This window comes from Neochlamydia sp. AcF95 (assembly GCF_018342455.1).
GTDB lineage: Bacteria > Chlamydiota > Chlamydiia > Chlamydiales > Parachlamydiaceae > Neochlamydia.
On record NZ_JAEMUC010000041.1, the window covers coordinates 17,934 to 38,716 of the forward strand.

The 20,783-nt window shown below is 37.3% G+C and carries 18 protein-coding genes, 4 tRNA genes and 1 pseudogene; 12 read left to right on the forward strand and 11 right to left on the reverse strand.

Features of this window, described 5'->3' with window-relative positions; all coding sequences use genetic code 11:
- Positions 1–2: 2 nt before the first annotated feature.
- On the reverse strand, positions 3–923 hold the full coding sequence (gene queG / locus NEOC95_RS03990) for a tRNA epoxyqueuosine(34) reductase QueG (RefSeq protein ID WP_213151726.1): 921 nt from the start codon (positions 921–923) through the stop codon (positions 3–5).
- Entirely contained in the window at positions 920–1,852 is a 933-nt protein-coding gene (locus tag NEOC95_RS03995) for a YitT family protein (RefSeq protein WP_166154674.1), read from the reverse strand. The genes queG and NEOC95_RS03995 overlap by 4 nt, the downstream gene beginning before the upstream one ends.
- 258 nt (positions 1,853–2,110) lie before the next feature.
- On the opposite strand from NEOC95_RS03995, the gene NEOC95_RS04000 reads away from it, so the two are divergent.
- Both NEOC95_RS04000 and NEOC95_RS04005 read left to right on the forward strand, forming a co-directional pair.
- A tRNA-Val gene (locus NEOC95_RS04000) sits at positions 2,111–2,183 on the forward strand.
- 11 nt (positions 2,184–2,194) lie between these two features.
- Positions 2,195–2,268: transfer RNA gene (locus NEOC95_RS04005), tRNA-Asp, on the forward strand.
- A 466-nt stretch (positions 2,269–2,734) separates the two neighbouring features.
- Here NEOC95_RS04005 and surE read toward each other — a convergent pair.
- Entirely contained in the window at positions 2,735–3,529 is a 795-nt protein-coding gene (gene surE / locus NEOC95_RS04010) for a 5'/3'-nucleotidase SurE (RefSeq protein WP_166154676.1), read from the reverse strand.
- A 150-nt stretch (positions 3,530–3,679) separates the two neighbouring features.
- On the opposite strand from surE, the gene NEOC95_RS04015 reads away from it, so the two are divergent.
- Complete coding sequence (locus NEOC95_RS04015) at positions 3,680–4,702, forward strand: hypothetical protein (RefSeq protein WP_213151728.1); 1,023 nt, start codon at positions 3,680–3,682, stop codon at positions 4,700–4,702.
- 70 nt (positions 4,703–4,772) lie between these two features.
- Here NEOC95_RS04015 and NEOC95_RS04020 read toward each other — a convergent pair whose 3' ends face one another.
- From NEOC95_RS04020 to NEOC95_RS04030, 3 genes are all read right to left on the reverse strand, one after another.
- Complete coding sequence (locus NEOC95_RS04020; protein ID WP_213151730.1) at positions 4,773–6,626, reverse strand: hypothetical protein; 1,854 nt, start codon at positions 6,624–6,626, stop codon at positions 4,773–4,775.
- 5 nt (positions 6,627–6,631) lie between these two features.
- Positions 6,632–7,486 (reverse strand): AAA family ATPase, encoded by an 855-nt coding sequence (locus NEOC95_RS04025; protein WP_213151732.1) that lies wholly within the window; start codon positions 7,484–7,486, stop codon positions 6,632–6,634.
- Between the two features lie 240 nt (positions 7,487–7,726).
- Positions 7,727–8,473 (reverse strand): tRNA lysidine(34) synthetase, encoded by a 747-nt coding sequence (locus NEOC95_RS04030; RefSeq protein ID WP_249270161.1) that lies wholly within the window; start codon positions 8,471–8,473, stop codon positions 7,727–7,729.
- A gap of 104 nt (positions 8,474–8,577) precedes the next feature.
- On the opposite strand from NEOC95_RS04030, the pseudogene NEOC95_RS09825 reads away from it, so the two are divergent.
- The 4 genes and pseudogenes from NEOC95_RS09825 to NEOC95_RS09385 all read left to right on the forward strand — a co-directional run.
- Positions 8,578–8,697 (forward strand): annotated as a pseudogene (locus NEOC95_RS09825) (SEC-C metal-binding domain-containing protein); the annotation flags it as partial.
- Between the two features lie 379 nt (positions 8,698–9,076).
- A tRNA-Thr gene (locus NEOC95_RS04040) sits at positions 9,077–9,149 on the forward strand.
- Positions 9,150–9,156: 7 nt separating this feature from the next.
- Positions 9,157–9,238, forward strand: a tRNA-Tyr gene (locus NEOC95_RS04045).
- A 636-nt stretch (positions 9,239–9,874) separates the two neighbouring features.
- Entirely contained in the window at positions 9,875–10,183 is a 309-nt protein-coding gene (locus NEOC95_RS09385) for a hypothetical protein (protein WP_249270162.1), read from the forward strand.
- A 245-nt stretch (positions 10,184–10,428) separates the two neighbouring features.
- Here the strand turns inward: NEOC95_RS09385 and NEOC95_RS09390 are convergent, their stop codons facing one another.
- Both NEOC95_RS09390 and NEOC95_RS04060 read right to left on the reverse strand, forming a co-directional pair.
- Positions 10,429–10,776: a hypothetical protein gene (locus tag NEOC95_RS09390; RefSeq protein WP_249270163.1), complete on the reverse strand. Its 348-nt coding sequence runs from the start codon at positions 10,774–10,776 to the stop codon at positions 10,429–10,431.
- A 515-nt stretch (positions 10,777–11,291) separates the two neighbouring features.
- On the reverse strand, positions 11,292–12,512 hold the full coding sequence (locus tag NEOC95_RS04060; RefSeq protein WP_166154691.1) for a cation:proton antiporter: 1,221 nt from the start codon (positions 12,510–12,512) through the stop codon (positions 11,292–11,294).
- A 1,067-nt stretch (positions 12,513–13,579) separates the two neighbouring features.
- Here NEOC95_RS04060 and NEOC95_RS04065 point away from each other — a divergent pair.
- Positions 13,580–14,008, forward strand: coding sequence for an Hsp20/alpha crystallin family protein (locus tag NEOC95_RS04065; RefSeq protein WP_166154695.1), 429 nt, complete (start codon positions 13,580–13,582; stop codon positions 14,006–14,008).
- 339 nt (positions 14,009–14,347) lie between these two features.
- On the opposite strand, the gene NEOC95_RS04070 is transcribed toward NEOC95_RS04065, so the two are convergent.
- Positions 14,348–14,686: a hypothetical protein gene (locus NEOC95_RS04070; RefSeq protein WP_213151736.1), complete on the reverse strand. Its 339-nt coding sequence runs from the start codon at positions 14,684–14,686 to the stop codon at positions 14,348–14,350.
- A gap of 558 nt (positions 14,687–15,244) precedes the next feature.
- Here NEOC95_RS04070 and mgtE point away from each other — a divergent pair.
- From mgtE to NEOC95_RS04090, 4 genes are all read left to right on the forward strand, one after another.
- Complete coding sequence (mgtE, locus tag NEOC95_RS04075) at positions 15,245–16,621, forward strand: magnesium transporter (RefSeq protein ID WP_213151738.1); 1,377 nt, start codon at positions 15,245–15,247, stop codon at positions 16,619–16,621.
- 589 nt (positions 16,622–17,210) lie between these two features.
- Positions 17,211–17,603, forward strand: a complete 393-nt coding sequence (locus NEOC95_RS04080) for a BON domain-containing protein (RefSeq protein WP_213151740.1) — start codon at positions 17,211–17,213, stop codon at positions 17,601–17,603.
- Positions 17,604–17,618: 15 nt separating this feature from the next.
- Positions 17,619–18,206 (forward strand): hypothetical protein, encoded by a 588-nt coding sequence (locus NEOC95_RS04085; protein WP_213151742.1) that lies wholly within the window; start codon positions 17,619–17,621, stop codon positions 18,204–18,206.
- 417 nt (positions 18,207–18,623) lie between these two features.
- Complete coding sequence (locus NEOC95_RS04090) at positions 18,624–19,619, forward strand: class I SAM-dependent methyltransferase (protein WP_249270164.1); 996 nt, start codon at positions 18,624–18,626, stop codon at positions 19,617–19,619.
- Positions 19,620–19,757: 138 nt separating this feature from the next.
- Here NEOC95_RS04090 and NEOC95_RS04095 read toward each other — a convergent pair whose 3' ends face one another.
- Positions 19,758–20,174, reverse strand: coding sequence for a hypothetical protein (locus NEOC95_RS04095; protein ID WP_213151745.1), 417 nt, complete (start codon positions 20,172–20,174; stop codon positions 19,758–19,760).
- Positions 20,171–20,590: a DUF302 domain-containing protein gene (locus tag NEOC95_RS04100; protein ID WP_213151747.1), complete on the reverse strand. Its 420-nt coding sequence runs from the start codon at positions 20,588–20,590 to the stop codon at positions 20,171–20,173. The genes NEOC95_RS04095 and NEOC95_RS04100 overlap by 4 nt, the downstream gene beginning before the upstream one ends.
- Positions 20,591–20,783 lie beyond the last annotated feature (193 nt).

A 20,783-nucleotide genomic window follows, 5' to 3' on the forward strand; every position in this document is an offset into this window, starting at 1 on the left:
ATTTACTTTAGTTTTAAGGTTTCGGCGGTATATTTTAATCCTGTAATCCCTCGGCGTTGTAAAGGTGTGCCAAATAACTTCTCAGGATTTTTCTCACATTCTTCTATTTTTTTTAAATCTAAATAAACTCCATTGCCGCTCGCGGGAGAAAAAGCTGCCGTGAGAGAGGGTAAAGTTCTTTGGTTATGAGGACAAGCCTCTTGACAAATGTCACAGCCAAAAATATAACCTGGATTTTTTTGTTGTATTTCTAGAGGAATTGGTTTTTTAGATTCGATGAGGTGATAAGATAAGCATCTAGCAGCATCTAGCTTATAAGGGGAAGTTAAGGCCTGAGTAGGACAAGCATCTATACAACGTGTACAACTTCCACAACGCGGTAGTCGTAGAGAAATTACCGCTCCGGGGATCTCTAATGAGGTCAATATGCCTGAAAGCAGGGTGTAAGTGCCAAAACGTCGGTGGATAAGTAAAGTGTTTTTACCAAACCAACCCAATCCAGCCTGTACGGCCAAAGCTTTTTCTAAAAGGGGGCTAGAATCGCTAAATCCTTTAGCTATTCCTTGTGCACCTGCGCGTTCTTCTAGCCATTGAATGAATTTTTTTAACCGTTTACGATGCAGATGATGATAGTCTCTTCCTCTTGCATAGGAAGCTATCAAGCCTTGACCCGTAAGGAGATCTTCTTTAGGTTGCTTATAGTAGCTAAGAAAAATAAGTGCCGTCTTTGCTTGGGGGAAATATTGCTGAGGATAACAGCGTATTTCTTTTTCCATGTAGGCCAGATCTGCATGCTTTCCTTCGGCTAGCCATTCTTTGTAGGCTTGAATATCTTCTTGGCGAATATTTGCAGGCGTAATTCCTACATCATCCCAACCTAATTCTAATGCTTTTACTTTGATCTCATCAAAGGATAAAGTCATTTTTTTATACTTAACATCCGCGAAAATAGCTCTTTCATACTTGTTTTTTTGTATTTTCCGGTTTGATTGCCATTGGCTACTTCATGAAGATTTTCAATAGCAATAAAAGCTGCGGGATCCTCTCTATAAATAAGCTCTTTCAGATCAGCAAGCTGAAGGCGTTCGGCGATTACATAAAGAATTTCTCGCTCATCTCCTGAAAAGCCGCCCCGTCCATACATGATGGTTAGCCCTAAGCCTAGTTCATGTACGATAGCATTGGCAATAATTTCTGATTTGGAAGAAATAATAATGACCGATTTAGTTTCATCTAAACCTACAATGACAGTATCCATAATTTTGCTAACTACCATGTAGGTAATTAAAGAGAGAAGAGGAGGATGCCAATCTTTAAAGGCAATTCCAGCAGCACTAAATACAAAAATATTAATAACCAAGACCACCTGTCCAACGGTAAAGCCAGTGAGACGATTACTAATAATTCCTAAAATTTCTGTACCATCAAGACAGCCACCGTAGCGAATGATTAAGCCTATGCCTATTCCCAAAAGCGCCCCCCCAATCACTACTACCTCAAGCGTTTCTCCTTTAAATTCTGCCCATGGCATATAATGCTCAATAAAAAAAATAAAGCCGGTAAAGAAAAGAAGAGCAAAAAACATATGAAGGACAAAAACTTTGCCTATGTATCTGTAAGCCAGAAAAACAAAGGGCAAGTTTAAAGCAAAAGTAAAATATCCTAAATATTGAGTGCCAAAAATATTAGCGCATACCATGGCTATTCCTACAATTCCTCCATCGATTAAACGGTTGGGAATCAGAAAAACTTGAATCGCAAAAGCAGCTAAAAAAGCACCTGCAATCAAAAAGATATAAATAATAAGCTCTGAACCGATGGATTTAGCGCTAGCTGAGGTAGGATGGTGCATAATCTAAAAATAGTTAAGGGTTTGTCAAAGAAAACATTATAAATAAAATCTAACTAAATGTAAAGAAAAAGATGAGGCTATTTTGAAGATTATTGACTACCCTTAAGGATTTTTTTAGGCTCTTTGCTTAGTTCATTAAAAAGGATAAATTTTTTATAACGAGTTGGTTATTAGCGCAGAGCACTAATTTTCCTAAGAAATTACGAAAATGCTTGAGATTAAATAACCCTAAAATGTATATTGAATGCTTCCTTTTGAGGGCGTATAGCTCAGTTGGTAGAGCTCCTGTCTTACACACAGGTGGTCATAGGTTCGAGTCCTGTTGCGCCCAACTATGCATACGCGGGAGTAGTTCAATTGGTTAGAGCACCGGCTTGTCACGCCGGAAGTTGCGGGTTCGAGTCCCGTCTCCCGCGTTTCTTTTAATCCTTTCACTTATTTTTCTTAAAAAAGTTAATTTACCTTAAATCTTAGTATCACTAACCATCCCCCTTTATTAATTGAGTGATTTTCCTCAAAGCTTTTCCAAGCTGGCGAGAAGGAGAGCTCTAAAAAGTTATGAATGCAATTTTGAGATACTTTTTATGCAGCTTTATACAAACCCCTCGAACTAAGTAGAGAGACATGTTTCAGAGGGTTGGTTATGCAGGCTAAGTTTTTTCAAAGATTATCATTATTATTACTGCCTATTCAGTAAGCCTTTAAAAATAAAGAAGACAAGATGCGAGCCCAAGATTTTTTACCGGACATTATAAAGTCTTAAAAATTGAGAGTAAAAGCAAGAGCTGCTGGAATTGATAGCCAAGTAGGAAAGTTTTTACTAGAGTTGATATAATTCATTAAATAAAAAAGCTTTATTTTTAACTTCTCTTATTGTTTTTCTTAAGGTCTAGCTTGTAAATTTAGATGATTTTCAAAATGGCTTTTTGCATCATTAAGATGAGCTAAATCTGTTAATTCTCCTACATGCACAGGTACTGCCGCAATATATCCACGGGCAAGCCAAGAAATATCGCTATCCTCATGTTCTTCGAATTGCTGCAGTTTAGCACCTAACCAATAATAAGAATGTCCTTCCGCAGGATGATTACGCTCTAACGGATCTTCAGCCCAAAATTCTTTCCCTTGGCGAGTCAGCTTGAAGCCTTTAATCTCATGTTGATAAGTGGGAAAGTTAACATTTAGCAAGCTACCCGAGGGTAGTGGATGCTTTACCACATACTCCACTAAAAGAGGTACATAGTGTTCTACCTTTTGATAGTCAGTATTGAAGTAATCTACGCAAGAAAAGGCAATGCCAGGCACACCTTGAATAATACCTTCAATAGTACCTCCTACGGTGCCACTATACATTAAGTTGCGGCCAGCGTTGGATCCACGATTAATCCCCGAGACAATTAAATCTGGTTTCTTATCAAGAATTACTTTAAGTCCCATCTTTATGCAATCAGCAGGAGTGCCTGTAAGACTCCAGGCTTGGGTTTGGCCCTCCCATTCAACCTGATGCAAACGAAGAGGGTTACGAACGGTAATGCTAACACCGACTGCTGATTGTTCGGTTGCAGGCGCCACGATCGTTATATCTGCAAAATCTTTTAAAGCATTCCAAAGATGTCGAATACCAGGGGCATAAATGCCATCATCATTGGTTATAAGTAAATGAGGCCGTTTAGACATGTTAAAACCATCTCAGTTGAACAGCAAATATAAATGTTTTTTAATGATAAGTCAATCATAATAATCATATTAACTTCTTTAAGAATTATCGCCTGACAAAAATAAAACTATGCGGTAAAGTGCGTTTTTACCGGATATTGATATAATTTTATGGCACCCAAGAAACCTAATCCTTCGACTGCTCGAGATTCCTTTATAAAAGAGCCTACAAAAAAACGTTTGACCATTTTGGCTCGCTTTGTAGATAGAATACGTTCAACTTTTCAAAGATTTCAAAGTAAACCCCCACAGGAGCATCCTCTGGTGGGGAGAATACAGGATCTGCAATCTAAAGCTAGCGCGGTGCTAATTCAATTACAAGCTATTAAGAATGAACTTTATAAAGAAATTGATGCAGAAGCTTTTGTTTACATTGAAGAGGTGATAGATCCGCTGATTAAGGAGGTTTCTCGTCTACATAAATCTATAGAGCAGCCACGCTCGGTTTTGCATCAAGCAAAAACTTATCAGCGTTATAACCAATGGGTAGAAAAAGCTAAGTTATGGATTCAAATTTGTTCGAAGACTACCGATAAAGAAGCTCTTTTTAAGGCTGTTATCCGCTATACGATCGATGAATTTCTTGAAGTGATAGACAGAGATGTACAAGTCATCACTGATTATCAAGAGCATATGCTAGAGGCTCTTTCGATAGATGAAGAGGAAAAGATAAATTTAGCCCAACGTCTTGATGTTCGTTTGCAATCTTATCTTCATGCTCTTAACGCCCTAAAGATAAAACCAGAAAATCTTCCCTTAAAAGAGATTGCTGTATGGAAAGCTCAAGTTGACAAGCGCCGCGAAAAATATTTCGATGCAGCTCTTCATGCAATTGATAAAATTGTGAACCAGTCATTACCTGACTTACATGGTGATGAAGAAAATGAAGAGTTGAAAGATGTGCTTATCCAGATTGCCTACTTAGAGAAACATATTCCTCCTTGGTATGATGAAATTAACCTAGCCGAAACGCTAGCTTTTAATCAGAAAGCTGCTTTTAAATCTCAACTTGAATTATGGGAACAAAAAATCCATCGTTTAAATTTAGATCTACGTTTAACCCCTGAGCTAATTGAGCGCCTTAAAACTCTCAATGAAATCATTCATTATGCTCAGCATAAGCTGATGCCTTAAAAAGAAATACTCGTTCAGCTAATCAATCTTTTTATCTTTAAGCTTCTAAGAGTTGTTGGCTGGTAAAATTTTAAAAAATATAGTCGCCAGCAATTTCTCGCTTGCTTTGCCCATCTAATACATGAAATATGCGTAGCTTATTAAGGGTAAGGGGGGATAGTTGCCCTGAAGGGATGTAAACTATCTTTTTGCCATAGCGGCTTGCAAAGCTTTTTAATAGGGAGCGGGGTGGCTGATTGGCAACATAGACCACTAGCGATTGGACAGCATAGTCAATAGCCGCCATAAGAAGCACTTCAGCTTTAGAAGTACAATTTTGATAATCAGCGTCGGACCATATATCAAACATTCTACGGGGAGGATATGACATCATAAAACCCCCATACTGGCAACGCGAGATGCCAGGTCCGACCACATTGGCATGGAGATCAGTAGCATAAAAAGCCATATCGGATTCCTGACTATGTTCTCCTAGCCAAGTCGTGCGCCAGGGAAATTTTTCTAAGTAAAGTTCATTTTCTTTAGGGGAATCTTCATCAAATATTACTACTATTGACCCTACTCCGCCTGGAGGCTTCCCTGAAACTTTGACATACAGCTTCTTTTCATGCCAATGGCGAATCGTTTCTCTAGTATCGATCCCATCTTCTAGGCTTGAAGAAAAAGGAATGATGCGAGCAGCTTCTTCGCGCATCAGCTGAGTGCCCTTCTTCTTTAAGAAATCCCCAAATTTTTCAATCACTAGGTCTTCTGGAGGATACGAACAAATACTAAACATGGGAGGGGGTCTAAAATGAAGCTGTGCGCGATTTTTGCGTTGCTTATGAAAGGTTAAATCTTTCCTGCTTTTTTCTTTCCTATGAAAACGAATGCTTTTACTAGCTCCCCAGATATCTTCAATAGATAAATCAATTTCAGGAAGCTGATCTACGTTACGTCTATAGGGATACTCTGTTGCCAAAGCCCATACTTCATAGGCATAATTGTGATCTACACATCCTTTGGCAGCGCTGATTAGCTGATATAAATCGGGTAAAAGTTGCTGATGGAGTAAGGCATAGTTGCGAGAAAATTTCATGATATTGCGCAAATTATAGCCTGGAAAACTGTTTCCTGTATTCTTAGTATAATTTATAGCGGCACCTTTAAAAAGATTATAAATGAGCTTTTGACGGTCAGGGGGAAAAGAAGAAAAAGCAAGCTCTTCTCTATTTTTTAAAGGAAAAGCATACCTGGCTTGTTCATAATTTTTAGTGATCCATCCATATTCTGCCATAACTTCTTGGGTAGATAATTCCGACAGGGTAAGTAGCTCAATATGCTCTCTTGGTGCATGCTTTAGGGGAGCAAAAGAAACTCTATCCATCAATGAAAGGATATTTTCTATGTGCGACATGCCTGCTATAAAAAGTATTCTTTCATAGCTAAAAGAGAGTTCTTTTAGGCGTCTTGCCATGAACAACTCCCGCTGTTGATCAACAGTACTTTTGATTGATTTTTCTAAGAAGAAATCCTTATATGCTTTGTAATAATTTTCTAACCCTATTTTGTGTATGGCATAAGTATCAGGCATATATTCTATATTATCAGGATAATCATCGACATCAAGGTCGATACAATAGGCAGGAATTTGAGCCTCCAGGGCACTGCGCAAACCTTCAAAAGCAGGATCGCAAGGTTCACACATATAATAGATAGGCGCATGATCTTTATTGTAGCACATCACTACACTAATATCGGGTAGACGAGAGGCGGCATGCAATAATTGTAGCTGCATAGTTTCTGCAAGTTCCACTGCAACGCAATCAGGTTGAATAACCTCAAACGCTATACGTACCTGAGCTGCCATTTCCATCTTATAATGAAGAATGGGGACTGCAAAGACAGCTCCTTTCTGAATATAAAAGGCTTGTAGATTGTTCATAAATTTTACATGAGGTGAGTAAGTGCTTCATCGCCAAGCGTCATAAGAACAGCTTGACGTAGCAAATTATCAATATTGATTTTACTGTTTTCTAAAGTTTTTAGCCTTTTCGCAGCATAACGGGCAATATTGATGCCATCCCTAATAGTATAATTTTCAGCGTTAGTATGGGCTTTTTGTAAAAAATTAATAACATAATCAACAATATACTCATCAATAAAAGGTAGATTTTCTTTAAGAATGCGTTTTTCTTCCTCAGCTTCGGGAAAATCTAGATAGATCTGAGGTTGTAAACGGCTGTGAATATATTCCGGAATTTCAAAAGTCGAAGCATCATCGTTCATCGTAATACAGATGCGGAAGCCAGGGTCTGCCGTTACTTTAAGGCCAGCTACAATGGATTCAATATAGCGTCTTGTGTCGAGAAGGGGAGCAAGTGATGCCCATGACTTTTCACTCATGCGATTAGCTTCATCAAGAATACAGACACCCCCTCGTAGCATGGCGGTAACTAAAGCGGAAGCTACATAGCGGATTCCGCCTGCTTTATCTATCACAGGGCTAATAAGTAAATCTTCTGGACGTGTATCCATCGTGCATTGAAAAATATAAACCTCCTTATCTAGCTTTTTTGCTGCCGCATAGGCAAGGGTAGTTTTGCCGACTCCCGGCTTGCCAATTAAGCGAGGGTTTAAAGGGATATCTTTTTCATCAATTACCAACCAAGCTGCTAGAAGTTGATCCAATACATCAGTTTGACCTATCCATTGAAAGCTGAATTGGTCAGGAAATCCTAAAGCAATTTCGACTCCTTGAATAGTGATATGATTTTCGTGCTCATTGGACCTGGAATAAGCCATATGGATCTCCTTTTTGATAAAAAGTGTATGAATATGCAGAACAAATGTAAACAGTAAAAATAAAAGTGATTAGCTTTTTGAAAGAACTAAAAAAATCAAAATAAATTTTTAAAGAAAATTTTAAAAATTGATAAAAAACGATGGCTTTTCTATAGATGAAGTTAATCTTATGTTTCTAACTAGCTGAACATTTTATAAAAAACACTCTAAAAGTTTTTATCGATCTTTCGAAACTATGCACTAGGGCTTAGCAGCTTTATGCGAGCCGTATAAAAGAGATGCTCGGGCAATATTTTCGCTAGCATAAGGGTAAAGAATCTCCATTTCTTTAACTAGTTCCTTTACCTTCTTGCGCATGGAATTTTGTCCTACAGGACATCGGCACATAATTCTGATGAATCCATACTGTTCTGCAAAAGCACGAATCTCTTCTTCTGAAATGTAAATAAGAGGGCGTATAATCGTTATCCCATATTTTTGCATATAAATTTTGGGTAAATTTCCTGCAAATTCACCTTTATGCAACAAATTCATTAAAAAGGTCTGAATGTTATCATCCCGATGATGACCAAAAGCAATGGTAGTGGCTCCTACACTTTTGGCAGCTTCAAAAAGAAGAGATCTCCTTTCGCGAGAACAGCTGTAGCACTCAAGGGTTTCGAGTTTTTGCTTAGATTCTTTAACAATAAAATGGACGCCTAGCTGATCGCAAATAGCTTTTAAATAGGTGACATTTACGCCTGCACCGCAAGAAAATTCACCATTAACAAGGATGGCATATATATCTAATTCAGGAAAGCCCCTACCTGCTATAGCTTTTAATAAAAATAATAGCGTTAAGCTGTCTTTTCCCCCCGATAGGGCTACCGCTATCTTATTATCGCTTTCTAGCATTTGATAGTCATAAAGAGCTCGGCGAAAAGTGCTTTCTAATTTTTTACCTAAGCGGGACCAGGGCGGTTGAGCTATAGGTATAGAGATAGTCATAAAAAATTAACTTTTATTTAAAAATAATTACCAAATACTTTATAGTACCCTTAGAGGCGGAGTCAAGGCATTTCTAAAATTTACTCTAAATCTTACCAATAAGTCTAAAGGATATGGATATGACAGAAAAAGTGAGCCGTAATGATCCCTGCCCCTGCGGATCAGGAAAGAAATATAAAAATTGTTGCTGGGGAAAAAAGTATACTAAAAAGAAACTTACCGCGAAATGGTTAAATCAGCCTGCTATGCCTAATCTTATGGAACGCACTTTCGGAGATTCTATTGCTAAAACTTTTAAGCAGCAGCCGCCCCTACTCCATGTAGAAAAGGAAGTCTCTTCTGCAGAAGCCCCTTCTTTAGAGAAGACGGAATGATCTATCAAGAGCTTTTTATAGCGTAAGTTTAAGGCTTTCCTTAAGCTTGCCTATAGCCTGCTTAGAATTGTTAAGTCAAACGATTTGTGAAAAAAATACACTAACTTGTTGAGCGCAAAAAAATTAGAATATCCCATTGTTTTTTTATAAAATGACTTGCTGCTAATCATGCATTTTTGCTATAAGTTACGCATAATTAAACGCTATCTTTTAAGCGAGTATTCTGTAAGCTGACATAGCTCAATTGGTAGAGCACCCGACTTGTAATCGGACGGTTGTGGGTTCAATTCCTACTGTCAGCATCCCTCTGGGGGTGTCGCCTAGTGGCAATGGCAAGAGACTGTAAATCTCTCGACTTCGGTCTGCGTTGGTTCGAGTCCAACCGCCCCCATTCTTTTGGACGTTTCTTACCGTCCACTAGTTTTGTAAATACTTCACACGCCTTTATAGACAGGTTTTCCTATCCAATTTTACGTTCTGGAACACAAAATCTAACCGTTGGCCTTTTTCATTGACTTCAGCGCTCTTGAGAATCTCCTTAGCACAAGCGGTTAAATTCATCACCCTGTTGGCGGTTATATAAAAGTTTTAATCTGCTTGCTCATGGCTAGCCATCTTCTCAATTTATTTTCTTCAAATCTTGATTGGAATTCTTTGCAATCAATTGCAGAATAAGCTCTATTCAAAGAATCTTCTCAAGATTTGTATTCAAACTTGCTGCCATCACTCCAAGAATCATAAGAGCAGCGAAGATTAGGCTTTCCAGAAGAAAAAAAAGCTAAATTGAGCTACATACCATTCATCGGATTAATTTTTTTTTAGTGTCTCGAGAAAAGCGATAGATATTTCCGTCGCAAATCAGGGGATCTTGGAAAGGAATATTATTTTCACTCATATGTCGAAGGCAATTTGATTCGTACTTATTTTTTACCTCTTTAAATTATGCGATTGAGTGATCTCCGAACATCTCTTCAGCTTTATTGCAAATGGCCTGCTCAATTGCCTTGCTTAAACAAGGCTCAGTTGGATGGGAAAGCGTGAGATTTTGTTCGCCAACTTTCCGAGTAGGATAAGTGATTCTATAGTCAGTTTCATCGCGCCTTTTGAGGACACCAATAGAGCTGATGTAGAACTGATGATCAATCTCTATGCATGCAAATGCGATCAAGCCGTTTGGGGGCTTGATTGGGAGAAGCTCCGCTTTGGTGATGCTCATAAGGCTCCGGATGGATTACGTTTATCTATTTGGAGAAGCAAATCAAAAAAAGCTCCAAGGCGGCAAGATTTAGTCACTGCTAAAGGTTTAACGGTAGCCTTCTTTTTTGATGGCTTGTGAGCTTTGAATTTGTTTTGTTTCATGTCTCCATTTTAAAAAATTTAGAAAAGAGGTACCGAAACCGGACAACGTCAGAATTCTTGAAAAGAACTCCGCGTGAAGGGATAGAAAAAGCCTAGCTGTTTGTCGGAAAAGTGTCGCAAAAACTGGAGAAATTAAATCCGATTAACAGAGTAGTTAAGGTATTTGTAGTGGTTAAAAGAGGAAAGAAGTTGTTTTTTTGAATTTTTGACAAAGGAAAGGTGCTATATTATTCGTCTGGCGTCAATTGGATAGTCAATTGCACCCAGTTTAGCTATAGAATCAAAAAACTTACCTTTAGAGAAGAATACTTTTTTTAATTCATTTTTGATCCCTAGCTCCCCAAGAGAATGTGAAAGAGCAGGAAAGTCGATGCAGGTATAGTCCGTATTCAGCATTAATTTTAAAAGCTCATAAAGGCGGGAGGAACGTGAAAATCTCTTCATAAAGAAGGGCTCCCTATCGTTGCTTTTACTTCCCATATGAGCAATGATCCAAAACTGGTCTTCTTTATCTAAGTAAAGTTCTAGAGCTGCTAGACATATTTTCCTATTAGGAATCAAGGTATCCACGCTCGAGAAAAAGACATCTCTAGCCTTACAAACGCTTAACCAGAAGTTCAACTACATCTTTCATACTTCTTTGATCCTAAAATTCAGACTATCAAGTCCGTGTATATCTAAAATAAAAATGGTTTCTAAGGCATCAATCTCTGGAGTTTTCATAAATCCCCTAATACTTAAGGATTTTATACAAGAAAAACCTCATAAGCCATCAGGGAATCGAAAATAAAAAATCTAGAAATTATTTTATATACCAAGCAATATTAATATCTCTTAGATCTCTTATAATTTTTTGTAGGAAAGGCCTTAAGAAGGCCTTTCTTACAAATAAAAGCTTAAAGGCCATCCGAGAGAAGTTTTTCATATCTTCTTATTAACTTCCCTTATGCCATTTGGTACTTTAGACTCTTAGCAAAGCTTGGGGCAGAGGGGCTTAAGACAGGCAAAGTAAGTGATCTAAAAAAATGTGCTTTAAATAGCAGAATTTAAAGCTTTTTTCATTATCATTTATCCTTTTCTGTCGATTAGCTTTTTACTTCATTTTCTGCCCGAGCTTGAAGATTGTAGAAGAATCGCATAAAGAAGGGTGTAAACACTGTAGTAATAGCAATTACAATGATCATCGAAGCGTATAAATCGTTATCAAAAACTTTGCTATCTTTCCCCACCTCTGCAAAAATTAGTCCTACTTCTCCTCGAGGCACCATCGCAATACCCACCGCCCATTTGATCCATTTATTTTCTTTAAAAAGAAGAAAGCCTGAGGATAGCTTACCCACTATGGCGGCGATAAGTATAGAAATAGAGAGTAGCCAAATGAAAGTTGATCCCCAATTGATTTCGCTAAGGTTTAAAGATAAACCTATCGTGACAAAAAATAGAGGAGTAAATAGATGCACGATTGGCTTCATTTGGGTTTCCACTTTATGAGAAAATTCTTCATTAAAAGGAGAATAAGTTCCCCAAGGTAGAATAAATTGCCGAGAAAGAGCAAGACCTGCTGCAAATCCTCCTAAAAGTGCAGGAGCCCCCATTTGATGAGCTAGCCAAGCAAACAATAATATGAGAGAAACGATAGTAGTGGGAAGAAGTCCAGGAATTTCACTTTTCTTTTCATAATGTTTGATGACATTAGAAATAAATTTAGCAGCTATAGGTGCCAATATAAGAAATAAACAGATGAATACGAGTACCTTGCCAATATTTATAAAGCTGATCCCTCCTCCTTGAGAAAATTCATAAAGAACAGATAACAAAATGATTCCGATGATATCGTCGATGACAGCTGCGCCAAGCACAATTTGAGCTTCATCGCTGGTCTGTCTTTTAAGATCAGTAAGTACTCGAATTGTTATTCCAATGCTAGTTGCTGTCAATGTGCTTGCAATAAATAAAGATACGAGCAGGCTTAAGTCAAATAGCTGGTAGCTGACAAGAAAGCCGAGCGTAAAAGGAATGACAACGCCTCCTACTGCCACTATAAAAGGCTTACTACCTGTTTTTGCTAACCTTCCCATATCCGTTTCCAGTCCTACTTCAAAAAGAAGGAGAATGATTCCAATTTCTGCCAATAACTTAATCATCTCGTTAGGCTCTATTAAGTTAAAGAGGCTAGGACCAATGAGGACGCCGGCAAAAAGTTCACCGATAACAGAGGGAATATTAAACCTAGCGAAAAATTCTCCTAATACTCTAGCCATAAATAAAATAATGACAAGCTGGAGAAAAAAGTTGTGAATTTGCATGATAATGTTTCCTTAAGGCTTGTAGATTAAGTTTTTCAGCTTTTCGTTTAAAGGGTCAGCTTCTGAAATAGAAGTGGACTTTTTAAGTAATGCCCTAATATTGCAACCTAGTATTTGAGAGAGTACAATAAAAATGATACTTATGCTAAATAAGTGCTTGGTTTATGTCAAACGCTTGGCTTACTCCTTTTACATTTTTTGCCTTTTTTATGTCATCCAAGTTCGTGGAAAAAGATAGTAATTATATTTTCTACTTGCTGCTTTAGCTTGATTGCAGCCGAGTAGAAAAGGCCTCAAAGCATGATTTCAGCAAAGACCCAACTATATAAATGTAATTTCTTTATAAGGCCCACCAGCTGGACTTTAACGAAAAGATGCTGGGTAAAAATTTACAATAAGAAAGAAAAGCTATTCGTTTGTTTTAAAGCTTTTGAAATTTACCCCATGTAAGCTTTTCTTTTCTTCGACCAATTCTTTTCTTAAAATAGCCTTTACCTACCTAATTCTAGGAATTAGGAATCAAGCTGCCACATTATAATAAAATGTAGGAGAAAATGCTCTCACGTCATCCTTTTGCATAAGCGCTTAGTTGCGGACCAGGCTTGTCAACAGTGCCAAAAGAAAAAGATGCCCCAAAATTTACCAGGAGCTATGAGAAGATAATGACGCGAGGGAGCAGAAGGGGCATCCAAGAAGTTTTCTTGCTGGCACCGCCCCCGATTGCTTTAAGCGAGGCCATGGAGGAAATCTTCATCTTATAAAGCCGACCTATCAGCGAGCAGGATCCCCTTAGCCTTTAACTATAAATAAAAAATGAAATCAATTAAATATTCAAAGTCTAAGAGGGACTAATAGAGGGAATGAGGCCTAGCATGAGAGAGGCCATAAAAGACAATTGACTAAGTTGCTTACACAGCAAGCTTGGAAAAATTGCGAACAACCTGCCGAGCAAATTTTTAGATTATTAACGAGACATATGCTTTTGACAGTTAATCAGTAGATGTGTTAAAAAGATATTAATTTATATCGTTCGTTTAATCCTATAACTGATCTTAAGGAGGTATAAAATGTCTTTTAATCTATTCCCTTCCATTTTCAATCGTGACCCCTTATTCCGTTTTCCAAAAAATCTTACGCGAGAGCTTGAGCAATTTTATGGTGAGGAAAGAGATCAAGACCTTACCATTTATGAGGACAAAAATAACAACATTGTCGTAGAAGCCGCTATGCCTGGCTTAAATCCGGAAGACATTGAAATTAATTTGAATAAAGGTGTTCTGTGGATCAAAGGCGAAAAAAAAGAAGAAGAAAGTGATAGGGATAAAAAATTTTATAGAAGGTCGATGCGTTCGTTTTCTTATAGCGTAGCCCTTCCCGAACAAGTTAATGATCGTGAAGAACCTCAAGCTTCTTACAGAAATGGTGTTTTGCAGGTTAGCTTTCAAAAAGCGAAATCTTCGGAAGCTAAGCGAATCTCTATTAAAAGCGAAAAATAAATAATAATGAGGGGGAAGGTAAAAAACATATTACCTTCTACCCACCAAAATCTAAAATAAAGCTAATGGAGCAGGCTGAGTAATTTTAAGCATACTCAGCTTCTCCTAGAATGATTTCATTTCTCCAATTGGCTTTTTTCTTCATGGAAAAGGCATTTTAAATCCCTTTTCTGCAAAAAAGATGGCGCGATAGGAAGAAAAATCGGTGGATTGGCTATCAGATTCAGCTAACATCTACTTTTATCTCAAGTAAGATAAAAATCTTTATACCTGATTCTTATTCTTTACTGGTTTTCATCCACTTCAAGCCTAAAATGGCAGACGACCATTAATTAAAGCTCACCTGCTCTGAATATACTTATAAAGCTCGTCTGCTGCCGCTTTATCCGGAAATGACTGTTTAGCTGTAGGGGGTGGGGGTGACCCATAAAACCCACCATAAAAGCCAGGAGGATTAGAAGAGGGAGCATTGCTGGGATTAGCAGAAGGGTCTGCCGTGTTATTATAATTTTGATCTGCAGATGGAGGTATATAAGCTTGCGATTTCTTAGAAGTGGGTGGAGGATATTGCGAAGGAGTAGGCTTGCCTTGATCACTAGGATCAGCCTGAAGAGGTAATAAAATTCCCCATAAAATGAAAAGATAAAAACCCCAGCAACGATTAAAGCTTATATTCATAAGACCTCTTTAAAAAAATTATGAGTGTTAACCTCAAAATAACTTAAAATTTATTTTATCTACACATAAATATCATTAGCAGCTTTTTAGGCTATTTAAATTTTTTATGCAAATTCTTAAGCCTGCATACAATAGAAAGAATAGGAGAGGCTCGCGAATAGGATGCTTTTTCATCCAAAAATCCTTTTTTTATTGGCTTGCTGGAAAATAAAAATTATTCTTTTTATTTATCTTCCTTAAGTTGCCTTTAAGAAAACTTACCCAACAAGCTCTTCTTTAATTTTTATCCTTTAAGTTAACTTTGAAAAGTAAGCTGCAAGAAGTTTTTTTATTCGTTTTTTTTGTTGCATGTCAGATTGATTGGAAATTTAATTATTTTTATCAAGCCCTTATAGATAAACGAGAGCAAACTTGTAACTTTTTATATGAAGATTATAGCAACTAAAAGGCTTTTTATTTGGGGATCTTAAGGTGGGTAAGGCCGAGAAATAAATTGTGAAGATAATCATTCATAGGCTATGAATGAAAGCCTAGCAAAGAGTAGAAAAAGGTTTTTTTATGAAAGTCTTACCTTTAACTTGTCTTAATCATTTAATTAAAGATAAAAAAAACCAAGAATTGCAGGAGAGTTTAAAATCTCTTTCAGGGTTTGAAATAGCCGATCTGATAGAAAAAAAAACTATCTCCGATCGGTTATTTGTTTTTACTTTGCTATCTCCTCAACAAGCAGCTGAAACGTTTGATTACCTTTCCGATAAGCATAAAAAGCAAATTTTGCGCTCCTTATCTTCCACACAAATTGCGAGCATGCTAACAGCTATGCGATCTGACGATCGTACCGCTCTTTTAGAGGAACTACCTCAGCAGGTAGTGGAAGATTATTTAAAACTTTTGCCCGCCGAGCAACGCCTTGAAACTTTAACCTTGTTAGGCTATCCAGAAGATAGCGTAGGACGGCTGATCACTACGGATTATATAGCAGTCAAGATGAATTGGAGTATAGAGCAGGTTTTTGATTATATTCGCGAGTATGGAAGAGATAGTGAAACGATTGATGTTATCTATGTGGTGGATGATGCAGGCATCTTGATTGACGATTTAAGGCTTAAAGAGATACTTTTCCACCCTAAAGAGTATAAAATTGCTCAAATCACGGATCAAAAGTTTTTAGCTTTATCCGTTCATGAGGCCGCTGAAGAGGCCATTAATATATTTAAAGAATATAATCGCGTGGCTTTACCCGTTGTAAATGATGAAGGAGCTTTACTAGGCATTGTCACCATTGATGATATTTTGCGATTAGCTTCTGAAGAGAATACTAACGAAGTCCATAAAATTGGAGGAAGCGATGCTCTCGATGAGCCTTACCTGGAGACGCCTTTTTTTGAATTGATAAAAAAAAGAGCGCGCTGGTTGGTCATATTATTTGTAGGCGAAATGTTTACAGCTACAGCCATGAGTTTCTTCGAAAATCAAATTTCAAGAGCCGTCGTTTTAGCTTTATTTCTTCCTTTGATAATTTCCAGCGGGGGAAATGCTGGCTCGCAATCTTCTACCCTTATTATTCGCGCAATGGCTTTAGGTGAAGTAAAGCTTAAAGATTGGTGGAATATTATGCGGGGAGAATTTCTTTTAGGCGCCTCCCTAGGCTTAGTATTAGGAGTGGTAGGCTTTATTCGGGTTTCGCTATGGGGAACTTTAGGGCATGTATATGGTGAACATTGGTTTTTAATGGCTGTGACTATCTTTTTTTCTTTAATAGGCGTTGTTTTGTGGGGATCCCTTTCAGGAGCTATGTTGCCTTTTGTTTTACGCCGTCTAGGATTTGATCCCGCTACCTCTTCAGCTCCCTTAGTGGCTACCATTGTAGATGTAGTAGGAATTATCATCTATTTTACCTTGGCGATGGTAATACTTAAAGGCTCATTATTATGAATAATTTTAAAGAGAATGAGTTTAAGCCTCTTTTAGAGCGTTTTTTCTGATTTTCTAATCTGTTAATTTGTTTTTTGAAAAAGCATTTGTTTAACCAAGGAAGCAACATTTACTGTAGACAAAAATTACTTTAAGATAGATTGTATATCTCATACAGCCTAATTGATAAACTTAAAAATTAAGAGAAAATATTTTAAAGGTTAAAGCACGGGAAAAAACCTTAATTAAATAAGGACTTTAATAACAAAAGAGCTGTGCCGACACAACTATACTTTTATAAATTTAAAAGAATAAGTGAGTAAAGTGCTAAAAGCTGAAGTAATATAGCTTGAGGCTTTACTCTAAAGAGTTTTTGTTAGTTTATTTTTTTATTGAAGCGTTCCCTATCCTGCCATTTCCTGATACTAAAGTTAGGGCTAAAAATGGCGTTCGATAGGTAACAGTGTGCCCTGTTGTTAATTTGATCTTGCGAGGAAAATTTTTATTCTACTGGGTGTGTTTTTAGATAATGCCACCACGTTAGATTGAAATTAAGATTTGTATATAAGTTTCTATTCATAAATTTATGGTTAACTTTTAGGAGGTCTCTATGAAAAAGATTTTTTTAATGATGCTGTTATCTTTAGCTTTTATTTCTTGTGGTGGCAAAGATAAATCTGTCCCTTCTTCCTCCAAAGGGGAGCAGTCAGATTATTTAAGAGAAAAAGCTGATCGCCATGCAGTAGAAAAAACTCCATTAGATCAATCGGAAAGTGAAGCAGATCGTACCATTACCCAAAAAATTCGTCAGGCTATAGTGAAAGATGATTCTTTGTCTATGAATGCAAAGAATATTAGAATTATCACAATTGATGGAGTGGTAACTTTACGAGGCCCTATTGCCACTTTAGAAGAAAGGGAAATTATTATTGGAAAAACCAAAGAGATTCCTGGAATAAAAAAAATAGAAAATCAACTAGAAATAACCGGAAAAAAATATTAATTTATGGAGGCTGTTATGAAAAAAGTAGTTTTTGGCTTAGCTAGCAATGAAGCTCAGGCTCAACAAATTGTATCACAACTTTTATCTGCCGGATTTCATAATAAGGATATTTCTATCCTTTCTCCTGATCAAAATCAGCCGACAGCTACATCCAATAGGTATGGTGAAGGTAGGGAGGGAGACTTGGCAAGAACGGCTGATAAAGATATCCCTTCTAGCAGCACGGGTTCCAAAGCTTCTGAAATGGGAGCAGTAGGAGCTGCGGCAGGTGGTGTGCTTGGTGGTTCTTTAGGATTGCTGGCTGGAATTGGCACTCTAGCTATCCCGGGGCTAGGCGCTCTTATTGCTGCTGGCCCGATTATGGCTGCTTTAAGTGGTTCGGCTGTAGGAGGAGGCTTAGGCCTTTTGGTAGGAGCTATTGTGGGTGCAGGAATTCCAGAAAATGAAGCAAAAAGATATGAAGCTGGCTTAAAAGCTGGTGATATTTTAATTAGTGCTCAGGCTGATACCCGCGAGGAATTGAATCGTGCTTACGAGATCATGAAAAATGAAGGAGCTAAAGATATCTCTACCACAAACGAGACATCGGAAAGCAAACTTTAAAAATCGATCTTCAGGGGTGCTTTAAGGCACCCCTGAGTAGTTTTTTTCTTAAAAATTAGGATAATAAAGTAAAAGTTACTAAAGACCTTATTAAAAGGCAGATTATTGTACCTCTATTCTCTTTTCTACCGTTCTCTTCATGGATACTCTACCTCTAAATACTGATCATTTCTTAGGTTGTTTTCTTGTAATTATTGGCAGGCAAGTAACTAGGCTCTTCTTAAGCTCTTACGGCCGCATATAAGATTTTAGAGAGGGTTTTTTCCGCCCTAAAAATGAATGGTTTGAAAAGAGATCTCTATTAAAAAGCTTTCCTTAAACTTTAAAAAATTCTAGTATCATCAGATATTTTTACAAAATCTATCGATTTTTAATAGCCCTTCTAAAGCAATTTCTTTAGATAATAGGAATAGGATAATGGTAATGAATGAAGTCGCCTTATATCTTCCATCCATAGCAGATGGAGAGGATAAAACTTCCCCTTTTAAAAATCGCCTTAGAAAGAATTACCGTCATATTCGCAAATGGGCAAAACGCACGACTACGGATTGCTTTCGCATTTATGATCGTGAAATAAGACATTATCCTTTAGCGATCGATTTTTATGCAGGAAGGTTTTGTGTACATTATTTTTCTCGCACGAGAGAAGCTCCTGAACCTTCGGCTGAATTAAAGGAAGAAATTGAGCAAACCTTAAGCTCTCTTTTTGGTGTGACCCCTGATTTGATCTATTGGCGCACACGCGTGCGGCGACAAAAATTGGAGCAATATGAAAAGAAGGGGAGCACTAAAGAGTATTTTATCGGGCATGAATATGGGGTGAAGTTTAAAATTAATCTTCGCGATTACCTGGATACAGGGCTTTTTCTAGATCATCGGGAGACTCGCCAAATAGTGGCGGCAGCCTGTCCAGGCAAAAGGGTTTTAAATCTCTTTGCCTATACTTGCGCTTTTAGTGTCCATGCGGCGATAGCTGGAGCAACTCTTACAAAAAGCGTGGATATGTCGAACACTTACACTGCCTGGGGAGCTGACAACTTCGAGCTTAACGCTCTTCCATTGAAAAAGAATCCTATTATTCGTGAAGATTGCTTAAAATTTCTAAGCCATGAAAGCCGTACCGGCAATAAATACGACGTTATTATTATCGATCCTCCCACTATCTCGCGCTCGAAAAAAATGCTGGAAATGTTTGATATCCAAATCGATTATGTGGACCTATTGTCTAAAGCTATTAAACTTCTTTGCAAAAAAGGAGTAATATTTTTCAGCACTAATTCGCGCCACTTTGTTTTTGATAAAAGCCTTTTTAGCACTTGTTCGATTATCGACATCTCTGCTAAAACTTTGCCTTTAGATTTTCATGATCCTAAAATTCATCGTTGCTGGAAAATTACTCCTTTCTCTCCGTAAGTAAACGCATATTTTTTGATCCATCTTTTTACTGTAATTTTCTCGACAAAAAGTAGTCCTATTTTTAATTTGCTAGGGGTAAAAAATATTTTTTGATTTTTGAAAACGTTTTTATTGAGGCAAAAAGAGCCCTTCTATTTACATTCTTTGCCAGATTTCATAAACATGTCCTTGCTTAGCAGAGAAAAAGTTAGGTCTGTCTATCTCTGGAAAAGCAAAATTTGCCTTTAGGATATCATGGTCGAGTTCGAATATACCTTTAAAAGCTTTTTCAGCAAAAGGCCCCGAATGAGGAATTAAATCTATCTGGTAGGGTTGAAAATTAACATTAATGGATATTTTTCCCTTATCACTTTTAGGAAAGCCTCCTACATAGTTGGGAAAAGTTAAGTCACCCCAGGCTAATTTGAAATGTTCCACATCAGGGAAGCTATAGATAAAGTTCTCAAATATAGCAGAGGGTAACCAAAGACCATTAAGCTGGCAGCCTATCACTTTCCAATTTCCCTTCAATGCCTTGTCTATTTCAGACTTATTAATTTTATTTATGGTCATACAATTTCCTTCTCTTGTTGAATTGCTATTTTTACCCAGCTGTTAAGGGCTTCGTTCATTTTTTGCAGAATTTGAAGATTTTCTTTTATCCCATAGTTGGCTGCTAAATAAGTAGGATCTTTATAACCAATTTGAGTAAGGCCTTTATCGTCTTGCCATACAAGAATTTTTAGAGGCAGTTCTATCCCAATCGCAGGATTTTCTTGCATGAGTAAAGTGCCTGTTTTAGGGTCTCCAAAAATGAGCAGCTGTTCATAGGGTAACTTTAATCCTTTTTTTAAAGCTTCTCCTGCATGATCGATAGTTGCAAATAACGCAACATTTTTAACCTTAAAAAGGCTGATAAGCTTTTCGATTATTTTTAAAGGTGGTTCAGCACTAGAATAGGTGATAAAGGGATCGGAAGGGATGCTCATGATGAAAATCCTGGGTGCAGCCTAGATTGTAAAGTTAAGTTGAATATGACAAAATTAAATTTTAATTTAAAGTTTTTCTTAAGTGATGGGATAAAAGGAATTCATAAGTGTTAGAGCTCCTGCTTTTTACTCCTACTTATTTTATCTTACGTATAAGGCCTAGCTAGTGATAAAAGATGGGGAGGATAAGAAA